The organism is Streptomyces sp. CC208A (assembly GCF_030010625.1).
In the GTDB taxonomy this organism is placed as follows: domain Bacteria; phylum Actinomycetota; class Actinomycetes; order Streptomycetales; family Streptomycetaceae; genus Streptomyces.
Genome location: NZ_JASCXN010000001.1, coordinates 174,187 through 197,956 on the forward strand (window position 1 = coordinate 174,187; position 23,770 = coordinate 197,956).

The 23,770-nt window shown below is 70.9% G+C and carries 18 protein-coding genes and 1 pseudogene; 6 read left to right on the forward strand and 13 right to left on the reverse strand.

Annotation, left to right across the window (positions count from 1 at the left end; genetic code table 11):
• Nucleotides 1-185 precede the first annotated feature (185 nt).
• Nucleotides 186-359, forward strand: coding sequence for a hypothetical protein (locus QK442_RS00795; protein ID WP_282691771.1), 174 nt, complete (start codon nt 186-188; stop codon nt 357-359).
• A gap of 90 nt (nt 360-449) precedes the next feature.
• Here the strand turns inward: QK442_RS00795 and dnaE are convergent, their stop codons facing one another.
• Nucleotides 450-3,989, reverse strand: a complete 3,540-nt coding sequence (dnaE, locus tag QK442_RS00800; RefSeq protein WP_282691772.1) for a DNA polymerase III subunit alpha — start codon at nt 3,987-3,989, stop codon at nt 450-452.
• Nucleotides 3,990-4,243: 254 nt separating this feature from the next.
• Between dnaE and QK442_RS00805 the strand changes: the two genes are divergently transcribed.
• The 4 genes from QK442_RS00805 (at nt 4,244) to QK442_RS00820 (ending at nt 8,877) form a co-directional block, all read left to right on the forward strand.
• Entirely contained in the window at nt 4,244-4,927 is a 684-nt protein-coding gene (locus QK442_RS00805) for a hypothetical protein (protein ID WP_282691773.1), read from the forward strand.
• A 43-nt stretch (nt 4,928-4,970) separates the two neighbouring features.
• Nucleotides 4,971-5,786, forward strand: a complete 816-nt coding sequence (locus QK442_RS00810) for a DsbA family protein (protein ID WP_282691774.1) — start codon at nt 4,971-4,973, stop codon at nt 5,784-5,786.
• 153 nt (nt 5,787-5,939) lie between these two features.
• Complete coding sequence (locus tag QK442_RS00815) at nt 5,940-7,589, forward strand: alkaline phosphatase D family protein (RefSeq protein ID WP_282691775.1); 1,650 nt, start codon at nt 5,940-5,942, stop codon at nt 7,587-7,589.
• A gap of 286 nt (nt 7,590-7,875) precedes the next feature.
• Nucleotides 7,876-8,877, forward strand: a complete 1,002-nt coding sequence (locus QK442_RS00820) for a zinc metalloprotease (protein ID WP_282691776.1) — start codon at nt 7,876-7,878, stop codon at nt 8,875-8,877.
• A 60-nt stretch (nt 8,878-8,937) separates the two neighbouring features.
• Here QK442_RS00820 and QK442_RS00825 read toward each other — a convergent pair whose 3' ends face one another.
• The 6 genes and pseudogenes from QK442_RS00825 to QK442_RS00850 form a co-directional block, all read right to left on the reverse strand.
• Nucleotides 8,938-9,519, reverse strand: a complete 582-nt coding sequence (locus QK442_RS00825) for a dienelactone hydrolase family protein (RefSeq protein WP_282691777.1) — start codon at nt 9,517-9,519, stop codon at nt 8,938-8,940.
• A gap of 57 nt (nt 9,520-9,576) precedes the next feature.
• The gene (locus tag QK442_RS00830) at nt 9,577-11,163 is read right to left on the reverse strand and encodes a Na+/H+ antiporter (RefSeq protein WP_282691778.1); all 1,587 of its coding nucleotides are present in this window, start codon (nt 11,161-11,163) and stop codon (nt 9,577-9,579) included.
• Between the two features lie 375 nt (nt 11,164-11,538).
• A pseudogene (locus QK442_RS00835) lies at nt 11,539-12,006 on the reverse strand (GNAT family N-acetyltransferase).
• Nucleotides 12,003-12,944 carry an RluA family pseudouridine synthase gene (locus QK442_RS00840; RefSeq protein WP_282691779.1) on the reverse strand — a complete coding sequence of 314 codons (942 nt, stop codon included), beginning with the start codon at nt 12,942-12,944 and terminating at the stop codon, nt 12,003-12,005. The pseudogene QK442_RS00835 and the gene QK442_RS00840 overlap by 4 nt, the downstream one beginning before the upstream one ends.
• Before the next feature lie 43 nt (nt 12,945-12,987).
• The gene (gene lspA / locus QK442_RS00845; protein ID WP_282691780.1) at nt 12,988-13,566 is read right to left on the reverse strand and encodes a signal peptidase II; all 579 of its coding nucleotides are present in this window, start codon (nt 13,564-13,566) and stop codon (nt 12,988-12,990) included.
• Between the two features lie 111 nt (nt 13,567-13,677).
• The gene (locus tag QK442_RS00850; RefSeq protein WP_282691781.1) at nt 13,678-14,712 is read right to left on the reverse strand and encodes a TraR/DksA C4-type zinc finger protein; all 1,035 of its coding nucleotides are present in this window, start codon (nt 14,710-14,712) and stop codon (nt 13,678-13,680) included.
• Nucleotides 14,713-15,283: 571 nt separating this feature from the next.
• On the opposite strand from QK442_RS00850, the gene ileS reads away from it, so the two are divergent.
• Entirely contained in the window at nt 15,284-18,421 is a 3,138-nt protein-coding gene (gene ileS, locus QK442_RS00855) for an isoleucine--tRNA ligase (RefSeq protein WP_282691782.1), read from the forward strand.
• Nucleotides 18,422-18,641: 220 nt separating this feature from the next.
• Here the strand turns inward: ileS and QK442_RS00860 are convergent, their stop codons facing one another.
• The 6 genes from QK442_RS00860 to ftsZ all read right to left on the reverse strand — a co-directional run bounded on the left by QK442_RS00860 (nt 18,642) and on the right by ftsZ (nt 23,554).
• Nucleotides 18,642-19,709, reverse strand: a complete 1,068-nt coding sequence (locus QK442_RS00860; RefSeq protein ID WP_282691783.1) for a DivIVA domain-containing protein — start codon at nt 19,707-19,709, stop codon at nt 18,642-18,644.
• Between the two features lie 55 nt (nt 19,710-19,764).
• On the reverse strand, nt 19,765-20,055 hold the full coding sequence (locus tag QK442_RS00865; protein WP_282691784.1) for a YggT family protein: 291 nt from the start codon (nt 20,053-20,055) through the stop codon (nt 19,765-19,767).
• An 82-nt stretch (nt 20,056-20,137) separates the two neighbouring features.
• Nucleotides 20,138-20,758 carry a cell division protein SepF gene (sepF, locus tag QK442_RS00870; RefSeq protein ID WP_282691785.1) on the reverse strand — a complete coding sequence of 207 codons (621 nt, stop codon included), beginning with the start codon at nt 20,756-20,758 and terminating at the stop codon, nt 20,138-20,140.
• Between the two features lie 122 nt (nt 20,759-20,880).
• The gene (locus QK442_RS00875; protein ID WP_282691786.1) at nt 20,881-21,600 is read right to left on the reverse strand and encodes a YggS family pyridoxal phosphate-dependent enzyme; all 720 of its coding nucleotides are present in this window, start codon (nt 21,598-21,600) and stop codon (nt 20,881-20,883) included.
• Nucleotides 21,597-22,340 carry a peptidoglycan editing factor PgeF gene (gene pgeF / locus QK442_RS00880; RefSeq protein ID WP_282691787.1) on the reverse strand — a complete coding sequence of 248 codons (744 nt, stop codon included), beginning with the start codon at nt 22,338-22,340 and terminating at the stop codon, nt 21,597-21,599. The genes QK442_RS00875 and pgeF overlap by 4 nt, the downstream gene beginning before the upstream one ends.
• A complete protein-coding gene (gene ftsZ, locus QK442_RS00885) occupies nt 22,337-23,554 on the reverse strand; it encodes a cell division protein FtsZ (RefSeq protein WP_282691788.1) in 1,218 nt (405 codons plus the stop codon). Before ftsZ ends, pgeF begins: the two co-directional genes overlap by 4 nt.
• Between the last annotated feature and the right edge of the window lie 216 nt (nt 23,555-23,770).

A 23,770-nucleotide genomic window follows, 5' to 3' on the forward strand; every position in this document is an offset into this window, starting at 1 on the left:
TCGAGTCTGCCCGACCGCCGGGGGCTTGACGGCCGGAACTGGATCTTCGGCGTGGCGGAGACTCCGGCCGCCCCGGCCCGGAACGCCCTCACGCACCGTAATGATCCAACATGCGGCGTTTTCTCCCGTATGTGAGTCTGACAGCGGCCCTGGCCCCTAGATCCCTTCGAGGAGGCATCATCCCCATGGCCAAGAACCGCAACCAGAACCGTCAGAAGCAGCAGCAGTCGCAGGCCGAGCGCGGTGCCCAGCAGGCGCAGCAGTCGGCGATGGAGTCGCAGGCCGAGAGCCGTGCCTCCCAGGTCACCCCTGGCGACATGGCGCGGAAGGGCCGTCAGAAGCGCTTCGGCCACAACTGACGCCCGCGCAGACGGCAAAGGGGCGCGCCCGTGACGACGGGCGCGCCCCTTGCGTACGTACGCCGGTCCTGTCCGGCCGGTACGCCGGTGCTATCCGGCCAGGCAGGAGGGGCCGAGCAGCACCTTCAGGTCGCCGAAGAGGGCGGGATCGGGCTGGACCCGGTGCCGGTCGAGGCGGAGCACAGTAGTCTTCCGGGGGCCCTGGAGCTTGATCCGCACCTCGGTGTTGCCCTTGTGGTGGCGGAGGATCTCGTCGAGGCGGCTCACCATCGGCGGGGTGACCTTGAGGGCCGGGATGGTGAGAATCACGGGGGCGTTGGTCCCGGCGGCGGAGAGGTCGGGGACCTGGAGCTCCATGGCGACCAGACGGGGGACGTCCTCGCGCTTGTCGAGCCGGCCCTTGACGAAGACGACGGCGTCCTCGACGAGCTGGGTGGAGACCAGCTGGTAGGTGGCGGGGAAGAACATGCACTCGATGGAGCCGGCCAGGTCCTCGACGGTGGCGATGGCCCAGGCGTTGCCCTGCTTGGTCATCTTCCGCTGGAGGCCGGAGATGATGCCGCCGATGGTGACGACCGCGCCGTCCGCGTGCTCGCCGCCGGTGAGCTGGGAGATGCCGGCGTCGGTCTTGTCGGAGAGGACGTGCTCCAGGCCGAAGAGCGGATGGTCGGAGACGTACAGGCCGAGCATCTCGCGCTCCTGCGCGAGGAGGTAGGTCTTGTCCCACTCGTCGTCGGTGAAGGTGACGTCGAGGCCGAAGCCGGGCTCGCTGCTGTCCTCCTCACCCATGCCGCCGAAGAGGTCGAACTGCCCTTCGGCCTCCTTGCGCTTGACCGCCACCACGTTGTCGATCATGGGTTCGTGCTGGGCGACGAGGCCCTTGCGGGTGTGGCCCATGGTGTCGAAGGCGCCGGCCTTGATCAGCGACTCGATGGTGCGCTTGTTGCAGACCACGGCCTCGACCTTGTCGAGGAAGTCGGGGAAGGAGGAGTACTTCCCCTTGGCCTTGCGGCTCTTGATGATCGACTCGACGACGTTGGTGCCGACGTTCCGGACGGCGGTGAGGCCGAAGAGGATGACGTCGTCGCCCTGGGCGGCGAAGTTCGCCTGGGACTCGTTGACGTTCGGCGGGAGGACCCTGATGCCCATGCGGCGGCACTCGTTGAGGTAGACCGCGGACTTGTCCTTGTCGTCCTTGACCGAGGTCAGGAGGCCCGCCATGTACTCGGCGGGGTAGTTCGCCTTGAGGTAGGCGGTCCAGTAGGAGACCAGGCCGTACGCGGCGGAGTGCGCCTTGTTGAAGGCGTAGCCGGCGAAGGGGACCAGGACGTCCCACAGGGCCTGGATGGCCTCGTCGCTGTAGCCGTTCTTCTTGGCGCCGGCCTGGAAGATGGTGAAGTTCTTCGCCAGCTCGTCGGGCTTCTTCTTGCCCATGACGCGGCGGAGGATGTCGGCCTCGCCGAGCGAGTAGCCGGCGATGATCTGGGCGGCCTTCTGCACCTGCTCCTGGTAGACGATCAGGCCGTAGGTGACGTCCAGGACCTCCTTGAGCGGCTCCTCCAGCTCCGGGTGGATCGGGGTGATCTCCTGCTGGCCGTTCTTGCGCAGGGCGTAGTTGGTGTGCGAGTTCATGCCCATCGGGCCCGGGCGGTAGAGCGCGGACACGGCGGAGATGTCTTCGAAGTTGTCGGGCTTCATCAGCCGCAGCAGGGACCGCATGGGGCCGCCGTCGAACTGGAAGACGCCGAGGGTGTCGCCGCGCTGGAGCAGTTCGAAGGTCTTCGGGTCGTCCAGCGGCAGGGCGAGCAGATCGAGGTCGATGCCCTTGTTCGCCTTCACCATCTTGACGGCGTCGTCCATGATGGTGAGGTTGCGCAGGCCGAGGAAGTCCATCTTCAGCAGGCCGAGCGACTCGCACTGCGGGTAGTCCCACTGCGTGATGGTGACGCCGTCGGTGTGCCGCACCCAGATCGGGGCGTGGTCGACGATCGGCTCGCTGGACATGATCACGCCGGCGGCGTGCACGCCCATCTGGCGGACCAGGCCCTCGACGCCCTTGGCGGTGTCGATGACCTTCTTCACGTCCGGCTCGTTCTCGTACATCGCCCGCACCTCGCCGGCCTCGCTGTAGCGCGGGTGGGAGGGGTTGGTGATGCCGTCGAGGTCGATGCCCTTGCCGAGGACGTCGGCGGGCATGGCCTTGGTGATGCGGTCGCCCATGGCGTACGGGTAGCCGAGGACGCGCGCGGAGTCCTTGATCGCGTTCTTGGCCTTGATCTTGCCGTAGGTGCCGATCATGGCGACCTTGTCGGCCCCGTACTTCTCGGTCACGTACCGGATCACCTCGACGCGCCGGCGCTCGTCGAAGTCGATGTCGACATCGGGCATCGAGATGCGCTCGGGGTTGAGGAAGCGCTCGAAGATCAGGCCGTGCGGGATGGGGTCGAGGTCGGTGATGCCCATGGCGTACGCGACGATCGAGCCGGCCGCGGAGCCTCGGCCGGGGCCCACGGCGATGCCCTGCTTCTTGGCCCACATGATGAAGTCGGCGACGACGAGGAAGTAGCCGGGGAAGCCCATCGAGATGATGGTGTCCATCTCGTACTCGACCTGCTTCATGCGGTCCTCGGGGATCCCGTTCGGGAACCGCCGGTGCATGCCCCGCATGGTCTCCTCGCGGAACCAGGTGACCTCGGTGTAGCCCTCGGGGATGTCGAACTTCGGCATGAGGTCGCGCTTCTCGAACATGCCGGTGGTGTCGATCTGCTCGGCGACCAGGAGCGTGTTGGCGCAGCCCTCCTGCCAGGCGTCCGAGGAGTCGATGGCGTACATCTCGTCCGTGGACTTCAGGTAGTAGCCGGTGCCGTCGAACTTGAAGCGGTCCGGGTCGGAGAGGTTCTTGCCGGTCTGGATGCAGAGCAGGGCGTCGTGGGCGGTGGCCTCGTGCGCGTAGGTGTAGTGCGAGTCGTTGGTGACCAGGGGCGGGATGCCGAGCTTCTTGCCGATCTCCAGGAGGCCGTCGCGGACCCGGCGCTCGATCTCGATGCCGTGGTCCATCAGCTCCAGGAAGTAGCGGTCCTTGCCGAAGATGTCCTGGTACTCGGAGGCCGCCTTCAGGGCCTCGTCGAACTGGCCGAGGCGCAGCCGGGTCTGGAGCTCGCCGGAGGGGCAGCCGGTGGAGGCGATCAGGCCCTCCGACCACTGGGAGATGGTCTCCTTGTCCATCCGGGGCCACTTCTGCAGCCAGCCCTCGGCGTAGGCGTCGGAGGAGAGCCGGAAGAGGTTGTGCAGTCCGGTGTTGTTCGCCGCCCAGATGGTCTTGTGGGTGTAACCGCCGGAGCCGGAGACGTCGTCCTTCTTCTGGTGCGGCTGACCCCACTGGATCTTGCGCTTGTTCCGCCGGGACTCGGGGGCGACGTACGCCTCGATGCCGATGATCGGCGTCACGCCCGCCTTCTGGGCGCTGTGGAAGAAGTCGTACGCACCGTGCAGGTTGCCGTGGTCGGACATGGCGATATGGGTCATGCCCATCTCGTTGCACGCGTTGAACATGTCCTTCAGCCGCGCGGCACCGTCCAGCAGGGAGTACTGGGTGTGGACGTGGAGGTGCGTGAAGGGCGGCTTGGTCACGGGGGGTGCCTCCGACGTTGGATTCCTGGGGGACAGCGTCGAAGTCTACGTCGCGCGAGTGACAGGGAAGGGGTTGTGGCGGTCATGGGCGCGCGTCGGACGAGGGGGAACACCTGTCCGCATTTGTCATGACCAATCTTGCACCATTCCTGTGTCCGGAGACGCTTCGGTGCCGGGGCCGCACCCCCGATCGCCGGCTCCACAGCCTGTCCTTAGCGGCCTCTTACGGACGGTCGTGGCAGACTCACCCGACGATGGACATGGCAGGGACGCGGCTGAGGGCGCTGCGGGCGGCGGTCTTCACGGCACTGGTCGTGACGCTGTCCGTGGCGTCCCATGTGCTGCTCTCCGGGGTGCCGCTGCCGTTGGGCACGGTCGTGCCGGTCGCGGCCGGCGTCTTCGCCGTGGCGTTCGCGCTGGCCGGCCGGGAGCGCGGCTTCGGCCCGATCGCGGGGCTGCTCGTCCCGCTGGAGCTGGCCGCCGACACGCTCTTCACCTCCGGACAGGTCGCCTGTTACGGCCCCGCCGGCGGCCCGGTCTCCGGCGCGCTGCGGTCCTTCGGGGTGGAGGTGCTGTGCGGCGGGGCCGTGGGCGCCCCGCTGCCCGGGGTCGCGGAGCCCAGGAGCGGGGCCGCCGCGCTGCTCGCCTCCCCCGACCCGGCGCTGCCCTGGCTGCTGCTCGCCGCCCATGTGCTGGTCGGGCTCTCGGCGGCGGGCTGGCTGCGCGGCGGCGAGCGCGCGCTGGCGCGGCTGCTCGGCGCGGCGGCGGCCTCGGCCTTCCGGCCGCTGGCGCTGCTCGGCGCCCTCGCGGGCGCGGACCGGCCGGTGGTGCCGGGCCCGGGGCGTCCCGGGGACCGGCCGCGCCCGTCCCGTACGCGTCTCCTCGTGCACTCCGTGGGGCGGCGGGGGCCGCCGCGGGGACCGCTCGCTCTCGCCTGAGCGCACGGCCCCCCGTCCCCACCCTTCTCGGAGAATCACGATCATGAGTGCACGCAACAATCAGGCCAACAAGGCTGCCGCCCGCGAGCGGCTGCGCGCCGAGCGCGAGGCGCAGGCGAAGAAGGAGCGGGCCCGTCGGCAGCTGATCGTCGGCGTCTCGGCGGTGGCGGTGCTCGCCGTCGCCGGCGGCATCGGCTACGCCGTCGTCCAGGCCAACCAGCCCAGCGCGTGGGAGGCCGCGGCCGACGCGAAGACGGTCACGGCCCCGAGGAACACCGAGGGCGCGAACGGCACGACCGTCGTCATCGGCAAGGCCTCGGCGAAGAAGACCCTGGAGATCTACGAGGACTCCCGCTGCCCCGTCTGCGCGACCTTCGAGCAGGCGGTCGGCCCCACCGTCGAGAAGGACGTCGAGGCCGGCAAGTACAGGTTCAAGTACGTGGGCGCGACCTTCATCGACAAGTTCGACCAGGGCGAGGGCTCGAAGAACGCCCTGTCGGCTCTGGGCGCGGCGCTCGACGTGAGCCCCGAGGCGTTCCTGAAGTACAAGGCGGCGCTCTACTCCGCGCAGTGGCACCCGGAGGAGAAGGACGACAAGTTCGCGAAGGACTCCTACCTCCTTGAGATCGCGGACACGGTCCCGGCCCTGAAGGGCAACGCCTCCTTCAAGAAGCACGTCGAGGACGGCACCTTCGACGCCTGGGCGATGAAGATGTCCGAGGCCTTCGACGAGAGCGGGGTCAAGGGCACGCCGACGCTGAAGATGGACGGCAAGACCCTGACGGTGGAGGGTTCGCAGAACCCGCCGCTGACGGTGGAGGCCTTCAACACCGCCCTCGCGTCGGCCCTGGACGGCTGAGTCCCGCTCCGTCCCCTCTCCGTGCCGCCGAACCGGGCGGGCCGGCGGCAGGGAGGGGGTGTCCGGAAATCGTCGTGAGCGGCGGGCGAAACCCCGGAGAACTTTCCGCTTCTCCCTGTCAACCTTTTCTACCCGTCAGTAATCTGACTGGCCGTGACCAGTCACTCCATATCTCCTGCCCCCACGCGGCGCACGGTCGTCAAGGCCGCCGCCGTCGCCACCGCCGTCGCCCCCGCCCTGCTCGGTGCGGCCGCTCCGGCCCTCGCGGACGCCCCGGCGCCCGCCTTCCTGCACGGTGTCGCCTCCGGCGACCCGCTGCCCGACGGCGTCCTGTTGTGGACGCGCGTCACCCCCTCCGCCGAGGCCGTGCCCGGTTCCGGGCTCGGCGCGGACGTCCGGGTCGACTGGGAGGTGGCCGAGGACCGCTCCTTCTCGCGGGTCGTCGCCTCCGGTTCGGCCACCGCGACCGCCGCCGCCGACCACACGGTCAAGGCCGACGTCCGCGGACTGCGCCCGGCCACCTCCTACTTCTTCCGCTTCACCGCCGGCGCGACCGTCTCGGCGACCGGCCGCACCCGTACCGCCCCGGCCGCCGACGCCGCCACGCCGGGTGTCCGCTTCGGCGTGGTGTCCTGCGCCAACTACGAGGCCGGGCACTTCTCCGCGTACCGCCACCTCGCCGCCCGCGGCGACCTGGACGCGATCCTGCACCTGGGCGACTACATCTACGAGTACGCGAGCGGGGTCTACCCGGAGGCGAAGGAGACCGTCCGTCCGCACGAGCCGCGTCACGAGATCGTGTCGCTCGCCGACTACCGCGTCCGGCACGGCCGGTACAAGACGGACCCGGACCTCCAGGCGCTGCACGCGGCCCACCCGGTGGTGGCGATCTGGGACGACCACGAGTTCGCCAACGACGCCTGGACCGGCGGGGCCGAGAACCACACCCCGGGCACCGAGGGCGACTGGGCCGCCCGGGTCGCCGCCGCCAAGCGGGCCTACTTCGAGTGGATGCCGGTCCGCGCCTCCACCGAGGGCACGGTCTTCCGCCGGATCCGCTTCGGCAAGCTGGCCGATCTGCACCTGCTCGACCTGCGCTCCTTCCGCTCGGCCCCGGCGAAGACGGGTTCCGGCGCGGTCGACGACTCCGACCGTACGATCACGGGCCGCGCGCAGCTCGACTGGCTGAAGTCCGGCCTGGCCGGTTCGGACGCCGCCTGGCAGCTGGTCGGCACCTCGGTGATGATCTCGCCGGTCGCCTTCGGCGCGCTGCCCGCCTACCTCCTTGAGCCGCTCGCCGAGCTGATGGGGCTGCCGGCCGAGGGGATCGCGGTCAACGTCGACCAGTGGGACGGCTACACCGACGACCGCAAGGAGCTCCTTGCGCACCTGAGTTCCCGGGCGATCAGGAACACCGTCTTCCTGACCAGCGACATCCACATGGCCTGGGCCAACGACGTGCCGGCGAAGGCGGCCACGTACCCGTTCTCCGCCTCGGTGGCCACCGAGTTCGTGGTCACCTCGGTGACCTCGGACAACCTGGACGACCTGCTGAACGTGGCCCCGGGCACGCTCTCGGTGGTGGCGGCGGGCGCGGTGCGGACGGCCAACCGGCACGTGAAGTGGGTGGACATGGACCACCACGGCTACGGCGTCCTCGACGTGACCGCCGAGCGCTCGCAGATGGACTACTACACGGTCTCCGACAAGCGCGATCCGGCCGCGACGGCGGCCTGGGCCCGCTCCTACCGGACGCGCAGTGGAACGCAGCGCGTCGAGCGGGTGTACCAGCCGGTCATCTGACCGACGATTTTCAGCCATGATCTTCTTCGTTAACGGAAGATCACACGACCACGGCGGGTGGTGACCCCGGATGCTCGAATCCGGACACACCACCCGCCTTTGGCATGGGTTTTGTTACGTCGGCGTCTCAAACTCCGGAAGTGACGCCAAAATTTCTTCCCGATGTCCCCAATTGCCCCATGAATGATTGGGCCTGATCACTGCTCAACGAGATCTGACATGGACGCGTAATCTCCCCGCAGTGGCGAGGAAGTACCTCTCCACCACCCCCCGCGAGGAGTCACCCGTGCGTGCTCTTGTCCGTATATCGCCGCGTACCTCACGTCGTGTACTCGGCACCGCCGTTCTGGCCGGAACCCTGGCCCTGGCACCCTTCTCCGCCCCCGTCGTCGCCCAGGCCTCCCCCACCCTGGCCGGCGCCTCCGCCGAGGAGTGCGACGACGACACGGCCGTCCTGTCCGGAGCCCGCAAGGAGCGCGGTGCCGACAGCCACGGCGCCGAGCCCAACGAGGTCACCGCCGCCCAGGCCAAGGCCATGGACGACGACCTGCGCAAGAAGCTGGCCTCCATCAAGGCCAACGGCCGCCTCAGCGCCCAGGCCGACGCCGCCGCCGTGGTCACCATCCCGGTGTACTTCCACGTCATCCACAGCGGTACGACGGGCAAGCTGTCCGCCACCCAGATCAACAACCAGATGAACGTGCTCAACTCGGCCTTCGGCGGCCAGGGCACCGGCAACGTGAACACCAACTTCCAGTTCTCGCTGGCCGCCACCACCTACACGGACAACGCCTCCTGGTACAACCTGGCGTCCGGTTCCACGGCCGAGAAGGAGATGAAGCAGACCCTCCGCCAGGGCGGCGCCGGCGCGCTGAACATCTACACCGCCAACCTCAGCGGCGGCCTGCTCGGCTGGGCGACCTTCCCGTCCTCGTACAACTCCAACCCGTCCATGGACGGTGTCGTGCTGCTCGACGCCTCCCTGCCGGGCGGCTCGGCGACCAACTACGACGAGGGCGACACCGCCACCCACGAGGTCGGCCACTGGATGGGCCTTTACCACACCTTCCAGGGCGGCTGCAACGGCAACGGCGACTACGTCGCGGACACCCCTGCCGAGAAGTCCCCGGCGTACGAGTGCCCGACCGGCCGTGACTCCTGCACCCGCAAGGCCGGCGTGGACCCGATCCACAACTTCATGGACTACACGTACGACGCCTGCATGTACCAGTTCACCTCCGGCCAGGTGGCCCGCATGAACGAGCACTGGACCGCGTACCGCGCCTGACGGCCCGTCCGCGCACAGTGAACGGCCCCCGGGGGAATCCCCCCCCGGGGGCCGTCTCCGTCACTCCTCTGCCGCGAGCTCGTCGAGGAAGTCGAGGGCGATCGCCCAGGTCCGCTCGGCCGCCTCCGCGTCCCAGTCCGGCAGCTCCGGGTCCGTGTAGACGTGCCCGGCGCCCCGGTACCGGTGGATCTCCACGTCCGCCCCGGCCCGCCCCATCTGGAGGTACCAGGCGGACAGCCAGTCGTCCGTCTCGAACGGGTCGGGATCGGCCACGTGCAGCTGTACGGGAAGGGCGTCCACCGACGCGTTCGGCGCGAGGTCCGAGGTGCCGTGCAGAAGCAGCAGCCCGCGCGCCTTCTCGTCGCCGAACGCCAGGGTCTGCGCGACCGAGGCGCCGAAGGAGAAGCCCGCGTAGACGAGCCCGCGCTCCGAGTACGGGGCGGCGGCGAGGACCGCGCGCTTCAGCAGCTCGTCGGAGCCGATCTCGTCCTTCTTCGCCATGCCCTCCTCGACCGAGTCGGTGGTCCAGCCGTCGAAGAGGTCCGGCACCCACACCTGGTGGCCGGCGGCCCGCAGCCGGTCGGCGGCGGCCTCGACGGCCGGGCGCAGCCCGTGCACCGAGTGGAAAAGCATGATGTCCATGCGCGCCATCCTGCCACCCGCCGCCGACAACGCCCCTGACCCGTGGGGCGCCACGGCTCAGCGCATCGAGCGGACGTCCAGCTGCCGCAGCACCCGGTCCACCACCTCGGGGTCGGCGCCCGGCTCGCTGCGCGCCGCGAGAACGGCGTGCCGCGCGGCGGACATCATCTCCCGCTGGACCGCCTGGAGCCTCCGCACCCGCTCGACGCGCCCGGCGGACGCGGCCCGCCGCTCCTCGTCCGCAAGGTCCGGGCTGATCCGCGCCCCGAGGTCGAAGGCCGCGCGCCGGAGCCGCTCGGAGATCTCCTCGGGCAGCTCCTCGGCCTCCTCGATCTCCTTGAGGCGACGCTTGGCGGCCCCGGCCGCCCGTACCGCGAGCTCCCGCTCGAAGGCCCGCTCGGCGTCCGTGTCGGCCCGCACGCCCAGCCTCCGCACCAGCCAGGGCAGGGTGAGCCCCTGCGCCACGAGGGTCGCGAGGATCACGCAGAAGGCGATGAAGACCAGCTCGTCCCGGCCAGGGAAGGGCGAGCCGTCGTCGGTGGTCTGCGGGAGGGCGAGGGCAAGCGCGACCGAGGCCACCCCGCGCATCCCCGACCACCACATGACGACGGTCTCCCGCCAGCTCGTCGGGATCTCCTCCTCGACGTCCCGCCGGTCGTGCAACCGCCGCGTCAGCCAGGTGGCCGGCAGCAACCACAGCAGCCGGACCCCGACGACCGTGCCGACGACCGCCGCGCCCCAGCCCAGCATCTCGCCGGGCCGCCCGTCGGCGACGTCCAGGACGTGGATCAGCTCCAGGCCGATGAGGCCGAAGGCGATCCCGGTGACGAGGGTGTCGACGACCTCCCAGAAGGTCTGCCCGGCGAGCCGCCCCCGCACGTCGTCGGCGTCGGCCGCGTACTCGGCGAGGAAGAGCGCGGTGACGAGGACCGCGAGCACACCGGAGCCGTGCAGCTCCTCGGCGAGGACGTAGGAGACGAAGGGGACGAGGAGGGTGAGGCCGGTCCTGAGGGTGGCGTCGCCGAGGAAGCCCATCAGCCTGCCGGTGGCCCAGCCGAGGGCGAGGCCGACCGCGACCGCCACCACCGCCGAGAGGACCAGCTCGCCCAGCGCCCGCGGCCAGGAGAACGTACCGCTCACCACCGCGGCGACGGCCACGTGGTAGAGCACGATCGCGGTGACGTCGTTGAAGAGCCCCTCGCCCTCCAGGATCGACACGAGCCGCCGGGGCAGCCCGAGCGACCCGGCCACGGCGGTCGCCGCGACCGGGTCGGGCGGGGCGACGAGGGCGCCGAGCGCGAGCGCGGCGGCCAGGGGGATGCCGGGCACCAGCGCGTCCGCGACGGCGCCCACGGCGGCCGTGGTGACGAAGACCAGGGCGACCGCGAGGAGGAGGATCGGCCGCCGGTTCGCGGCGAACTGGCGCCAGGAGGTCCGCTGCACGGAGGCGTAGAGCAGCGGCGGCAGCACCAGCGGGAGGATGAGCTCGGGCGGGACGTCGATGTTCGGCACGAAGGGCAGGAAGGCCAGCACGATCCCGAGGAGGGTCATCAGGACGGGGGCGGGCAGCCCCAGCCGTTCTCCGAGGGGGACGGTGAGCACCGCCCCGAGCAGCAGCAAGAACAGCAGAGCGAGCTGGTCCACGGCGTCCCCTTGAACATCTCGAAGATCGAGGGAATACCCCGAAAGGGACATTCCGGCCACTCGTCAGGAGGATGTCATGCTGAAGCAGCACATCGGGCGCCGCGTGGCGGCACTGGTGCCGGCCGTCGCCGGCGTGCTCGGCGCCGGCCCGGCAGCACTGGCGACACCGCACCCGCCCACCAACGGCGGAAACGGCGGAGGCCAGAGCGGTCAGTGCACCGGCCCCGCGTTCGAGCGGCCGCACGGCTGCCACGCCTGGAAGCAGCCCCCGCACACGGCGCCCGGACCGGAGACCCCGCTCCAGGCGTTCCCCCAGGGCCTGTCCCACCGGACCAGGCCCTCGGCCATGCCCGGGCCGTCGGCCTCCGGGTGGCGTTACAGCGCCCGCCGCATCGCCCGGTGCGGCAGGTCCGCGTCCAGGAACTCACCGCCGTACGCCACGTACCCCAGCCGCTCGTAGAAGCCGAGGGCGTGCGTCTGGGCGTGCAGGTCGACGGCGGCCAGACCGCGCTCGCGGGCCGCGTCCTCGATGGCCCTGACCAGGGCCGCGCCGACGCCGAGGCCGCGCGCCGCCTTGGCGACCGCGAGCCGGCCGAGCGAGCCGACCGAGGCGCCCGCGCCGGTCTTGCCGGTCGCGTCGGCGCCGTGCAGCAGCCGGCCGGTACCCAGCGGCACGCCGTCCGCACCGACCGCGAGGACGTGGACGGCGGTGGAGTCGTACGTGTCGTACTCGATCTCCCGCGGGACGCCCTGCTCCTCGACGAACACCTAGCGGCGGACCGCGAAGCACGCCTCCAGATCGCCCTCGTCCGCGGCCTCGCGGACGGTGTACGCCCCGCTCACCGGCTCTCGGCCTCGATCCGGTCGAGGGCGGTGCGCAGGTCGTCCGGATAGGCGGACTCGAACTCGACCCACGCCCCGTCGCCGGGGTGCTCGAAGCCGAGCCGGACCGCGTGCAGCCACTGACGGGTCAGCCCGAGCCGCTTGGCCATGGTCGGGTCGGCGCCGTAGGTGAGGTCACCGACGCAGGGGTGGCGGTGGGCGGACATGTGCACCCGGATCTGGTGGGTGCGGCCGGTCTCCAGCTTGATGTCGAGCAGCGAGGCCGCCCGGTACGCCTCGATCAGGTCGTAGTGGGTGACGGACGGCTTGCCGTCGGCGGTCACCGCCCACTTGTAGTCGTGGTTCGGGTGCCGGCCGATGGGCGCGTCGATGGTGCCGCTCAGCGGGTCCGGGTGGCCCTGGACCAGCGCGTGGTAGCGCTTCTCGACCGTGCGCTCCTTGAACTGGCGCTTGAGCGAGGTGTACGCGTACTCGGACTTGGCGACCACCATCAGGCCGGAGGTGCCGACGTCGAGCCGGTGCACGATGCCCTGGCGCTCGGCGGCGCCGGAGGTGGAGATCCGGTAGCCGGCGGCGGCGAGGCCGCCGATCACGGTGGTGCCGGTCCAGCCGGGGCTGGGGTGGGCGGCGACCCCGATCGGCTTCGTGATCACCACGATGTCGTCGTCGTCGTGGACGATCTCCATGCCCTCGACGGGCTCGGCCACGACCTGCACGGGCGCGGGCGCGCCCGGCATCTCGACCTCCAGCCACGCGCCGCCGCTCACCCGCTCGGACTTGCCGACGACGGAGCCGTCGACCTGGACCTTCCCCGCGGCAGCGAGCTCGGCCGCCTTCGTACGGGAAAACCCGAACATACGGGCGATGGCGGCGTCGACGCGCTCGCCCTCCAGGCCATCGGGAACGGGCAGGGTGCGGATCTCGGGACTCGTACTCACCCGTCGAGTATGCCTTGTGCCGGGAGCGGTCCGTCCTGCGCGCTCAGTCCTTGTGGACGGTGCCGTCCGGGTCCAGGCCCCGGAAGGACAGGATGACGATCAGGATGCCGCCGCAGACGATCGCCGAGTCGGCGAGGTTGAAGACGGCGAAGTGGGCCGGGGCGATGAAGTCCACGACCGCGCCCTCGAAGACGCCCGGCGAGCGGAACAGCCGGTCCGTGAGGTTGCCGAGCGCGCCGCCGAGCAGCAGGCCGAGGGCGATCGCCCAGGGCAGGCTGTAGAGCTTGCGGGCCAGCCGGATGATCACGACGATGACGGCCGCCGCGATCACGGTGAAGACGATCGTGAACGCCTCGCCCATGCCGAAGGCCGCGCCCGGGTTGCGGATCGCCTCGAAGCGGAGCAGGTCGCCGACGACCTTGATCGGCTCGCGGCCCTCCAGCTTCTCCACCACGACGATCTTGCTGCCGAGGTCCATCAGATAGGCCAGGACGGCCACCACGAAGAGCGCGACGATCCGCCGCTTCCCCTTCGGGCGCTCCTCCGTGTGCCCCTCGGGGACCGCCGAGTCGTCGGCCCCTGCTGAATCCGGCGTACCGATGACGCTCTCCGCCTCTGCCACGTGAGTGAGTCCCTCGTACCTCGTTGCCTGACCGTGCACCGAGGGTACGGCACAGACGTACGAGACCGGCAGCCCGTGCCGCCGGTGCTCGCACGTCGCGGACGGTGGCTGCTAGCCGCGCCGCTCCTGCTTCTGCTTGTCCTCCACGCAGAGGGTGGCGCGGGGGAAGGCCTGCATGCGGGCCTTGCCGATGGGCTTGCCGCAGACCTCGCAGAGGCCGTACGTGCCCGCGTCAAGCCGTTCCAGGGCGTGTTCGGTCTGCTCCAGCATCTCGCGCGCGTTGGCGGCCAGGGCCAGCTCGTGCTCACGGGTGATGTTCTTGGTGCCGGTGTCGGCCTGGTCGTCGCCCGCGCCGTCGCCGGAGTCCCGCATCAGACCGGTGAGCTCCTCCTGGGAGTGGACCAGCTCGCTGCGCAGCCGCAGCACCTCGGCCTGGAGCACGCTGCGGGCCTCGGCGACCTCGTCGGGCGTCCAGGGGTCCTCCCCGGGCCGTACCGCGAGCTCCCCGGCGCGCGCCGGGGGCACGGCCGCCTCGTCCTCGGCGGTCGTGACGCCACCCGCGGTCTTCTTCGCTGCCACCGTCCTGGCTCCTGTCTGCTTCTTCGCGGCGGCCTTGCGGCCGACGGCCTTCTTCACGGACTTCTTCCCGCCCGAGGGCCCCGAAGACCCCGAGGACCCCGAAGACCCCGGAGTCGCCTCGGGCCCGGAAGGACTCTCGGCAGGCGCCTTCTCGGCAGGTGCTTTCTTCGTGGCGGCCTTCTTCGGGGCGGCCTTCTTGGCGGGCGCCTTCTTGGCGGGCGCCTTCTTCGCGGGCGCCTTCTTCGCGGGCGCCTTCTTCGCGGGCGCCTTCTTCGCGGGCGCCTTCTTCGCGGATGCCTTCTTCGCGGATGCCTTCCCGGCCGCGCCCGCGTCCTCGGCGGCCTTCTCCGCCGTCCCGGCGACGGGACCGGCAGGGGTCTTCGCCGCCGTCTTCGCCACCGCCTTCTTCGCCGTCTTCCGCACCGGGGCCTTCGCGGGCTTCTCCGCGACCACCGCCTTCTTCCCCTCCGCGCCCTTCAGGGCCCCGGGGTCGCCCGGGGAACCGGCGGACCCGGGGTCCCCGGCGGCGGCCGGGGACGGCTTCGCGGCGGTCTTCTTCGCCACCATGTCGCGGCCCCTTCACATTTTGTGATCTTGCTCGCGCATCGTGCTGGGACGATAAATCGGCCCAAGGCACTCGGCAACGGGGCACGCCGCCCCGTTCCGCCCGTCCCGCCGCCCCGGGACGGACCCGTGGGAAGAGGTGCCCAACTCCCCGCCGGGTTATCCGTCCGCCCCCGCCCCCGCAGGCCCCCCGGAACTCCGGCCCACCCCGTGTGCCCATTCGGGTCACCCTTCGGGTCACCCGAAAACCGGTCGGCCCGGCGCCCCCGCGCCCCGTACACTGGCCTCAGCGAGAGGCGTCGATGGGGACCAGTAGCGTCGTACGCAGCCATGAGCGACCCGGGGACGGTGAGAGCCCGGGGGCGAGCCCGATGCGAAGCATCACCCCGGAGCTGCCGGAAGAAAGCCGCGCGGAACACGCACCAGAAGCGCGGTGACTAGAACCGGTGTCGCGACCCCAATGAGGGGGCTTCGGACGGTCACGCCCGGGGCCAAGGAGGGTGGTACCGCGGGAGCGCTGCTCTCGTCCCTCCGACGGAAGCAGGAATTGTCCGTCCGGAGGAGAGTCCGCCGTATGACACCGCCCCAGTACCGCCAGGTGCCCGCCCAGGTCGACCTGCCCGCCCTCGAGCGCTCCGTGCTCGACTTCTGGCAGGAGAACAAGGTCTTCGCCAAGACCCTGGAGCAGTCCGAGGGCCGCCCCGAATGGGTCTTCTACGAGGGCCCGCCGACCGCCAACGGCATGCCCGGCGCCCACCACATCGAGGCCCGCGTCTTCAAGGACGTCTTCCCCCGCTTCCGCACCATGCGCGGCTACCACGTGGCCCGCAAGGCCGGTTGGGACTGCCACGGCCTCCCGGTGGAGCTCGCCGTCGAGAAGGAGCTCGGTTTCTCCGGCAAGAAGGACATCGAGGAGTACGGCATCGCGGAGTTCAACGCGAAGTGCCGCGAGTCGGTGACCCGCCACACCGACGCCTTCGCCGAGCTCACCACCCGGATGGGCTACTGGGTCGACCTCGACGACGCCTACCGGACCATGGACCCCTCGTACATCGAGTCGGTCTGGTGGTCGCTCAAGCAGATCTTCGACAAGGGCCTGCTCGTCCAGGACCACCGCGTCGCCCCCTGGTGCCCCCGCTGCGGCACCGGCCTCTCCGACCACGAGCTCGCCCAGGGCTACGAGACGGTCGTCGACCCCTCGGTCTTCGTCCGCTTCCCGCTGACCTCCGGCCCGCTCGCCGGCAAGGCCGCGCTCCTCGTCTGGACGACCACCCCGTGGACCCTGGTGTCCAACACGGCCGTCGCCGCCCACCCCGAGGTCACCTACGTCGTCGCCACCGACGGCGACGAGCGGATCGTCGTCGCCGAGCCGCTCGTCGACAAGGCCCTCGGCGAGGGCTGGGTCACCACCGGCGAGTCCTTCACCGGCGCCGAGATGGAGCGCTGGACCTACCAGCGCCCCTTCGAGCTGATCCCCTTCGACGCCCCCGCCCACTACGTCGTCAACGCCGAGTACGTGACCACCGAGGACGGCACGGGTCTGGTCCACCAGTCCCCCGCCTTCGGTGAGGACGACCTCAAGGTCTGCCGCGCCTACGGCCTGCCGGTCGTGAACCCGGTCCGCCCCGACGGCACCTTCGAGGAGGACGTGCCGCTGGTCGGCGGCGTCTTCTTCAAGAAGGCCGACGAGGCGCTCACCGCCGACCTCGACGCCCGCGGCCTGCTCTACAGGCACATCCCGTACGAGCACAGCTACCCGCACTGCTGGCGCTGCCACACGGCCCTGCTCTACTACGCGCAGCCGTCCTGGTACATCCGCACGACCGCCGTCAAGGACCGTCTCCTCGAGGAGAACGAGAAGACCAACTGGTTCCCGGACTCGGTCAAGCACGGCCGCTTCGGCGACTGGCTGAACAACAACATCGACTGGGCGCTCTCCCGCAACCGCTACTGGGGCACCCCGCTCCCGATCTGGCGCTGCGAGGAGGGCCACCTCACCTGCGTCGGCTCCCGCGCCGAGCTGACCGGGCTGACCGGCACCGACCAGTCGGAGCTGGACCCGCACCGCCCGTACATCGACGACGTCACCTTCGCGTGCCCGAGCTGCTCGAAGACGGCGACGCGCGTCCCCGAGGTCATCGACGCCTGGTACGACTCCGGCTCCATGCCGTTCGCGCAGTACGGCTACCCGTACAAGAACAAGGAACTCTTCGAGTCCCGCTACCCGGCCCAGTTCATCTCCGAGGCCATCGACCAGACCCGTGGCTGGTTCTACACCCTGATGGCCGTCGGCACGCTGGTCTTCGACAAGTCCTCGTACGAGAACGTGGTCTGCCTCGGCCACATCCTCGCCGAGGACGGCCGGAAGATGTCCAAGCACCTCGGCAACATCCTCCAGCCCATCCCGCTGATGGACCAGCACGGCGCCGACGCCGTCCGCTGGTTCATGGCGGCCGGCGGCTCCCCGTGGGCGGCCCGCCGCGTCGGCCACGGCACCATCCAGGAGGTCGTCCGCAAGACCCTCCTCACGTACTGGAACACGGTCGCCTTCCAGGCCCTGTACGCCCGTACGTCCGGCTGGGCGCCGTCCGCCGCCGACCCGGCCCCGGCCGAGCGCTCCGTCCTCGACCAGTGGCTGCTGTCCGAGCTGAACACGCTCGTCGCCGAGGCCACCGAGGCGATGGAGGCGTACGACACCCAGCGCACCGGCAAGCTCCTGTCGGCCTTCGTCGACGACCTCTCCAACTGGTACGTGCGCCGCTCCCGCCGCCGCTTCTGGCAGGGCGACAAGGCGGCCCTGCGGACCCTGCACGAGGTCGTCGAGACGGTCACCCGCCTGATGGCCCCGCTGACCCCCTTCATCACCGAGCGGGTCTGGCAGGACCTCGTGGTGCCGGTCACCCCGGACGCCCCCGAGTCGGTCCACCTGGCCACCTGGCCGGAGGCGGACGCGGCGCTGATCGACGGCACGCTCTCCGAGCAGATGGCGCTGGTCCGCCGTCTGGTCGAGCTGGGCCGCGCGACCCGCGCCGAGTCCGGCGTCAAGACCCGTCAGCCGCTCTCCCGCGCGCTGGTCGCGGCGACCGGCTTCGCGGCGCTCTCCCCGGAGCTCCAGGCCCAGATCACGGAGGAGCTCAACGTCTCCTCCCTGGCCTCCCTCTCCGAGGTCGGCGGCAGCCTGGTCGACACCAGCGCCAAGGCGAACTTCCGCGCGCTCGGCAAGCGCTTCGGCAAGGGCGTCCAGGACGTCGCGAAGGCCGTCGCGGCCGCCGACGCGGCGGCGCTCGCGCTGGCCCTGCGGGACGGCGCGGCGACCCTGGAGGTGAACGGCGAGACGATCACCGTCACCCCCGAGGAGATCATCATCACGGAGACCCCGCGCGAGGGCTGGTCGGTCGCCTCCGACGCCGGTGCGACGGTCGCCCTGGACCTGGAGATCACCCCCGAGCTGCGCCGCGCGGGCCTGGCCCGTGACGCGATCCGCCTGATCCAGGAGGCCCGCAAGAACAGCGGCCTCGACGTCGCCGACCGCATCGCGCTGCGCTGGACCTCCACGTCCCCGGAGACGGCCGAGGCCCTGACGGCCCACGCCGGCCTCATCGCGGACGAGGTCCTCGCGACGGACTACGCGGAAGGCGAGCCGACGGAGGCGTACGGCCCCGCCTTCGAAGACGAGGGCCTCGCCCTCACCTTCCACCTCCGCAAGGCCTGACCCCCACCTCCCCGGCACCGCCGCCCCTCTCCAGGGCGGCGGCGCCCTTCTGTCTCCGCGCAGACGGGCCGAACGAAGTCACGGATCGAGCGCGGTCACGGGCCGGGCGCATGGACGGGCCGGGCGCGGGTACGGCAAAGGGCCGGGTCCCTGGGGATACCAGGGGCCCGGCCCTTCGGCTGCCGACGGCTACGTGCTCAGGGCACGTTCACCCGCCGCCTCAGTTGTCGTCCTCGTCGATCAGGAAGCCCCGCATCGGCGCGGGCGCCTGCTGCATCGGCTGCGGCGCCTGCGGCCTCACCGGCGCCATCGGCTGCGTCATCGCCGGGGACATCTGCTGCTGGCCGCCGTAGGACGGGGCGCCGCCCATGGACGGACCGCCGCCCATCGGGCCGTTGCCACCGTACGACGGGGCGCTCGCACCGGCGGACGCCATGGACGGGGCCGGCGGCAGCGAGGCCGTCGCCGGGGTCCGCGGCGGGGCCAGCGAGTCGTCCGCCTGGGTCTCCAGCTGACGCAGCTGCGACTCCAGGTAGGACTTCAGACGGGTCCGGTACTCGCGCTCGAAGCCGCGCAGGTCCTCGACCTTGCGCTCCAGCGTGGCGCGGGCGGACTCCAGGGAGCCCATCGCGACGCGGTGCTTCTCCTGCGCGTCCCGCTCAAGAGCGTCCGCCTTGGCGCGGGCGTCCCGCTCCAGGCCCTCGGCGCGGGAGCGCGCCTCGCCGACGATCTTGTTGGCCTCGGAGCGCGCCTCGGCGATCGCCTGGTCGGCGGTCTGCTGGGCGAGCGAGAGGACACGGGCGGCGCTGTCGCCACCGGGGCCCTGCTGCGGCTGCGGCATCTGCTGCTGCTGCGGGTGACCCATGGGGCCGCCCTGCATCGGGCCGGGGCCCATCGGACCACCCTGCATCGGGCCGGGCCCCATGGGTCCGCCCTGCATGGGGCCGGCGGGAAGCTGAGGAGCGCCGGAAGGCAGCTGCGGCGGGCCCATCTGCGGCGGCTGCTGCTGGACCGGCGGTCCGGATATGGCCGCGGGCACGGGTGCGCCGGGACCGACGGGACGGTCCTGCGGCTCCGGGGGCTTGCGCATGGCCTGCTGCTGGTTCTGCGCGGCCGCGCGCGTCGCGGCGGCCAGCTTGGCGCGCAGGTCCTCGTTCTCGCGGAGCAGGCGGGTCAGCTCGGCCTCGACCTCGTCGAGAAAGGCATCGACCTCGTCCTCGTCATAGCCTTCTCGCAGGCGGACGGTCGTGAACTGCTTGTTCCGCACGTCCTCAGGGGTCAGCGGCATCTCTTCTTCACCTCTACGTAGTCGTCGGCAGTCGGCAGGACCGTATCGTCCACCCTCACCTCGCGATGGAGTTCACGACGGAGATGAGGATCCAGACGATGATCATCAGAACGAAGAAGGACAGGTCGAGTGCCACGCCTCCGAGACGCAGCGGCGGGATGAGCCGCCGCAGGAGCTTGAGCGGTGGATCGGTGACAGTGTAGGTGGCCTCCAGAACGACCACCATCGCCTTCCCGGGTTGCCATGAACGGGCGAACTGGAAGACGTAGTCCATGACCAGCCGGAAGATCAGGAAGACCAGGAAGCACATCAGCACGATGTAGATCACCTGTAGTGCGACGCCCATCCCGCGGTTCCCTCTCCCCTGACTCTCGTGCTCTCACTTGATCCGGCCGCCCTCGCGGCCGGTCCGTCCGGTCTCGTGTTTCTCAGCTCTGGTTGAAGAATCCGCCCTCTGCGATACGGGCCTTGTCCTCCGCCGTGACATCGACGTTAGCAGGCGACAACAGGAACACCTTCTGCGTCACGCGCTCAATGCTGCCATGGAGCCCGAAGACCAGTCCGGCGGCAAAGTCGACAAGTCGCTTCGCGTCCGTGTCGTCCATCTCCGTGAGGTTCATGATCACCGGGGTGCCCTCGCGGAAGTGTTCCCCGATGGTACGGGCCTCGTTGTAGGTCCGGGGGTGCAGTGTGGTGATGCGGTACGGCTCCCGCTCGGACACGACCTTGGGCATGATCACCGGTGCGTTCTTCTCCAGGCTCGGGCGTTCGGGTGTGATGGATGCCACGGGGGCAATTCGGGCCGGACGACCGCTTTCGGCGAGTACCGGGGCAGAGTGGGCGACCGGTTCCCGGGGGGCCGGGGGTGCCACCACGCGCACGGGTTCCTCGCGCTCCACCTGGCGCGGAGGGGTGTGGCGCCGTTCCCTCTCGGGCTCCGGCTCCAGCTCGGGCTCGAAGTCGTCATCGGGGTCGAAGCCCCGGCCGTCGTACCCATCGTCCTCCACGAGGCCGAGGTAGACCGCCATCTTGCGCATCGCGCCGGCCATTCTCCGATTCCTCCGCTCTGTGGTGGATCGGCCTCGTCACCAAGTGCCCGCGATCCACGGGGTCACTCCGCCGTTCGCGGAATGACCATATTTTCTGCTGTGGTCCGACCTGCTTCGCGACGTTACCCGAGCTTCGGGCGGACGCCGAGTACCGCCGTACCGACGCGTACGTGTGTCGCCCCGGCAGCGATGGCGTCCTCGAGGTCCGCACTCATCCCCGCTGACACCATGTTTGCAGCCGGACGGGTCGCGCGCAGGGCAGTCGACAAATCCATCAGCCGATCGAAGGCCGCGCGCTGCCGGCCGGCGTACTCGCCGACCAGCGGGGCGACGGTCATCAGGCCGTCGAGCCGCAGCCCCGGCGCCTCGTCGAGGGCGGCGGCCAGCTCCTCGACCCCTTCCGGAGACACCCCGCCGCGGTCGCCCCGCCCGCCGGCCTCGGCGTCGAGGGCGACCTGGATCAGGCAGCCGAGTTCGCGGTCCGCCTTCCCGGCGGCGGCGGAGAGGGCGGAAACGAGCTTCAGCCGGTCGACGGACTGCACCACATCGGCATAACCCACCACGGATCTGACCTTGTTGGTCTGCAACTGACCGACGAAGTGCCAGGTGAGATCGAGGTCGGCGCAGGCCGCGGCCTTGGGCGCGGCGTCCTGGTCGCGGTTCTCCGCCACGTGCCGCACCCCGAGTCCGTGCAGGATCCGCACGTCGCTCGCGGGGTAGGTCTTGGTGACCACGATCAGGGTCACCTCCTCGCGGGGGCGGTCCGCGGCGGCGCAGGCGGCCGCGATCCGCTCCTCCACCCGCGCCAGGTTCTCGGCGAGCTCGGCCGTACGGTCCGTCATGCGTCTTCCCTGTCCAACCAGACATATCCCGCGAGTCGCCCCGTGGTGCGGTCGCGTCGGTACGAGTAGTGGTCGCCGGACTCCAGGGTGCAGACCCCGGCGTCCTCGACGTCGGTGACCCCGAGCCGGGCCAGCTGGGCGCGGACCCCGGCGGCGACGTCCACGGCGGGCGTGCCCCAGGAGGTCTCCGCCCACGCGTCGGGTTCGGCGGCGGCGACCTCGGCGCGCATCGCCTCGGGGACCTCGTAGCAGCGGCCGCAGACGGCGGGGCCGGTGCGGGCGGTGATCCGCGCGGGCTCGGCGCCCAGCTCCACCATCGCCCCGACGGCGGCGGGGACGACCCCGGCGGTCATGCCGGGCCGCCCGGCGTGGGCGGCGGCGACGACCCCGGCGACCGGGTCGGCGAGGAGGACGGGGACGCAGTCCGCGGTGAGGACGGCGAGGCCGAGTCCGCGGCGGGTGGTGACGATCGCGTCGACGGCGGGGACGGCGGGGCCGTTCTCCCAGGGGCCGTCGACCACGGCGACGTCGGCGCCGTGGACCTGGTTCATCCAGACGACCAGGGCGGGGTCGAGCCCCAGGGCGGCGGCGGCGCGGGCCCGGTTGGACCGTACGGCCTCCGGGTCGTCGCCGACGGCGCCGCCGAGGTTGAGCTCCTCGTACGGAACGGCGCTCACCCCGCCCCACCGGTCGGTGAAGGCGAAGTGCGCGCCGTTCGTCGTGAAGCGGTGCCCTATCACTTCAGGAAGTCCGGGACGTCCAGCTCCTCGGCCGGGCCCTCCGTGTACGGGCGGGCCGGCGGGACCGCCGGCGGGACGGACGGCAGCGGGGCCTCGTTGACGGCCGCCGGGGCGGGCTCGGCCGGAGCGGCGACGGGCTCCTCGCGGGGGGCCACCGTACCGAGGCCGCCGAGCGGGCGGGGGGTCTCGGTGACGCGGGGGGCCGGGGCCGGCTCCTCGCGCTTGGCGGAGACCGAGCCGATGATGTTGTCCCGGCGGGCCGGCGGCTGGCCGCCGTCGAAACCGGCCGCGATGACGGTGACCCGGACCTCGTCGCCGAGGGCGTCGTCGATGACGGCGCCGAAGATGATGTTGGCCTCCGGGTGGGCGGCCTCGCTGACCAGCTGGGCGGCCTCGTTGATCTCGAAGAGGCCGAGGTCGCTGCCGCCGGAGATGGAGAGGAGCACACCGCGGGCGCCGTCGATGGACGCCTCCAGGAGCGGCGAGGAGATCGCCATCTCGGCGGCGGCCACCGCGCGGTCGTCGCCGCGGGCGGAGCCGATGCCCATGAGGGCGGAGCCGGCCTCGGACATGACCGACTTGACGTCGGCGAAGTCGAGGTTGATCAGTCCGGGGGTGGTGATGAGGTCGGTGATGCCCTGGACACCGCTGAGCAGGACCTGATCGGCCGACTTGAAGGCGTCGAGGACCGAGACCTGACGGTCCGAGATGGACAGCAGGCGGTCGTTCGGGATGACGATGAGGGTGTCGACCTCTTCGCGGAGCTCGGCGATGCCGTCCTCCGCCTGGTTGGCGCGGCGGCGGCCCTCGAAGGTGAAGGGGCGGGTGACCACGCCGATGGTCAGGGCGCCGAGCGAGCGGGCGATGTTGGCGACGACGGGGGCGCCGCCGGTGCCGGTGCCGCCGCCCTCGCCGGCGGTGACGAAGACCATGTCGGCCCCCTTGAGGACCTCCTCGATCTCCTCGCGGTGGTCCTCGGCGGCCTTGCGGCCGACGGCGGGGTTGGCCCCGGCTCCGAGGCCGCGGGTCAGTTCACGGCCGACGTCGAGCTTGACGTCGGCGTCGCTCATCAACAGTGCCTGTGCGTCGGTGTTGATGGCGATGAACTCGACGCCCTTGAGACCGACCTCGATCATTCGGTTGATGGCATTGACACCACCGCCGCCGACACCGATGACCTTGATGACTGCGAGGTAGTTCTGCGGTGCTGCCACGTCGAAGGCCTCTCGCCTCGAGTTACGTGTCGTCGCTGCGCTGTGGTTGGCGCGCCGCGACGACGGATGCCGATGGGGTGGTCCGGACGCCGACCCCAACCCTAACGTTGAAGTTTAGGGTTATCAGTGTCTCTGCTCTCTGGACTCTTCCGAACAGGACACTAAGTCGACAAGTGGCGCGCGTTCAACGAACACGCCGAACCTCCCGTTTTTCTT

Coding starts and splice junctions, on each gene's coding strand:
- QK442_RS00795 (WP_282691771.1), top strand. CDS start 186: ATGGCCAAGAACCGCAACCAGAACCGTCAGAAGCAGCAGCAGTCGCAG.
- QK442_RS00805 (WP_282691773.1), top strand. CDS start 4,244: ATGGACATGGCAGGGACGCGGCTGAGGGCGCTGCGGGCGGCGGTCTTC.
- QK442_RS00810 (WP_282691774.1), top strand. CDS start 4,971: ATGAGTGCACGCAACAATCAGGCCAACAAGGCTGCCGCCCGCGAGCGG.
- QK442_RS00825 (WP_282691777.1), bottom strand. CDS start 9,519: ATGGACATCATGCTTTTCCACTCGGTGCACGGGCTGCGCCCGGCCGTC.
- QK442_RS00850 (WP_282691781.1), bottom strand. CDS start 14,712: ATGGTGGCGAAGAAGACCGCCGCGAAGCCGTCCCCGGCCGCCGCCGGG.
- ileS (WP_282691782.1), top strand. CDS start 15,284: ATGACACCGCCCCAGTACCGCCAGGTGCCCGCCCAGGTCGACCTGCCC.
- QK442_RS00860 (WP_282691783.1), bottom strand. CDS start 19,709: ATGCCGCTGACCCCTGAGGACGTGCGGAACAAGCAGTTCACGACCGTC.
- QK442_RS00865 (WP_282691784.1), bottom strand. CDS start 20,055: ATGGGCGTCGCACTACAGGTGATCTACATCGTGCTGATGTGCTTCCTG.
- sepF (WP_282691785.1), bottom strand. CDS start 20,758: ATGGCCGGCGCGATGCGCAAGATGGCGGTCTACCTCGGCCTCGTGGAG.
- QK442_RS00875 (WP_282691786.1), bottom strand. CDS start 21,600: ATGACGGACCGTACGGCCGAGCTCGCCGAGAACCTGGCGCGGGTGGAG.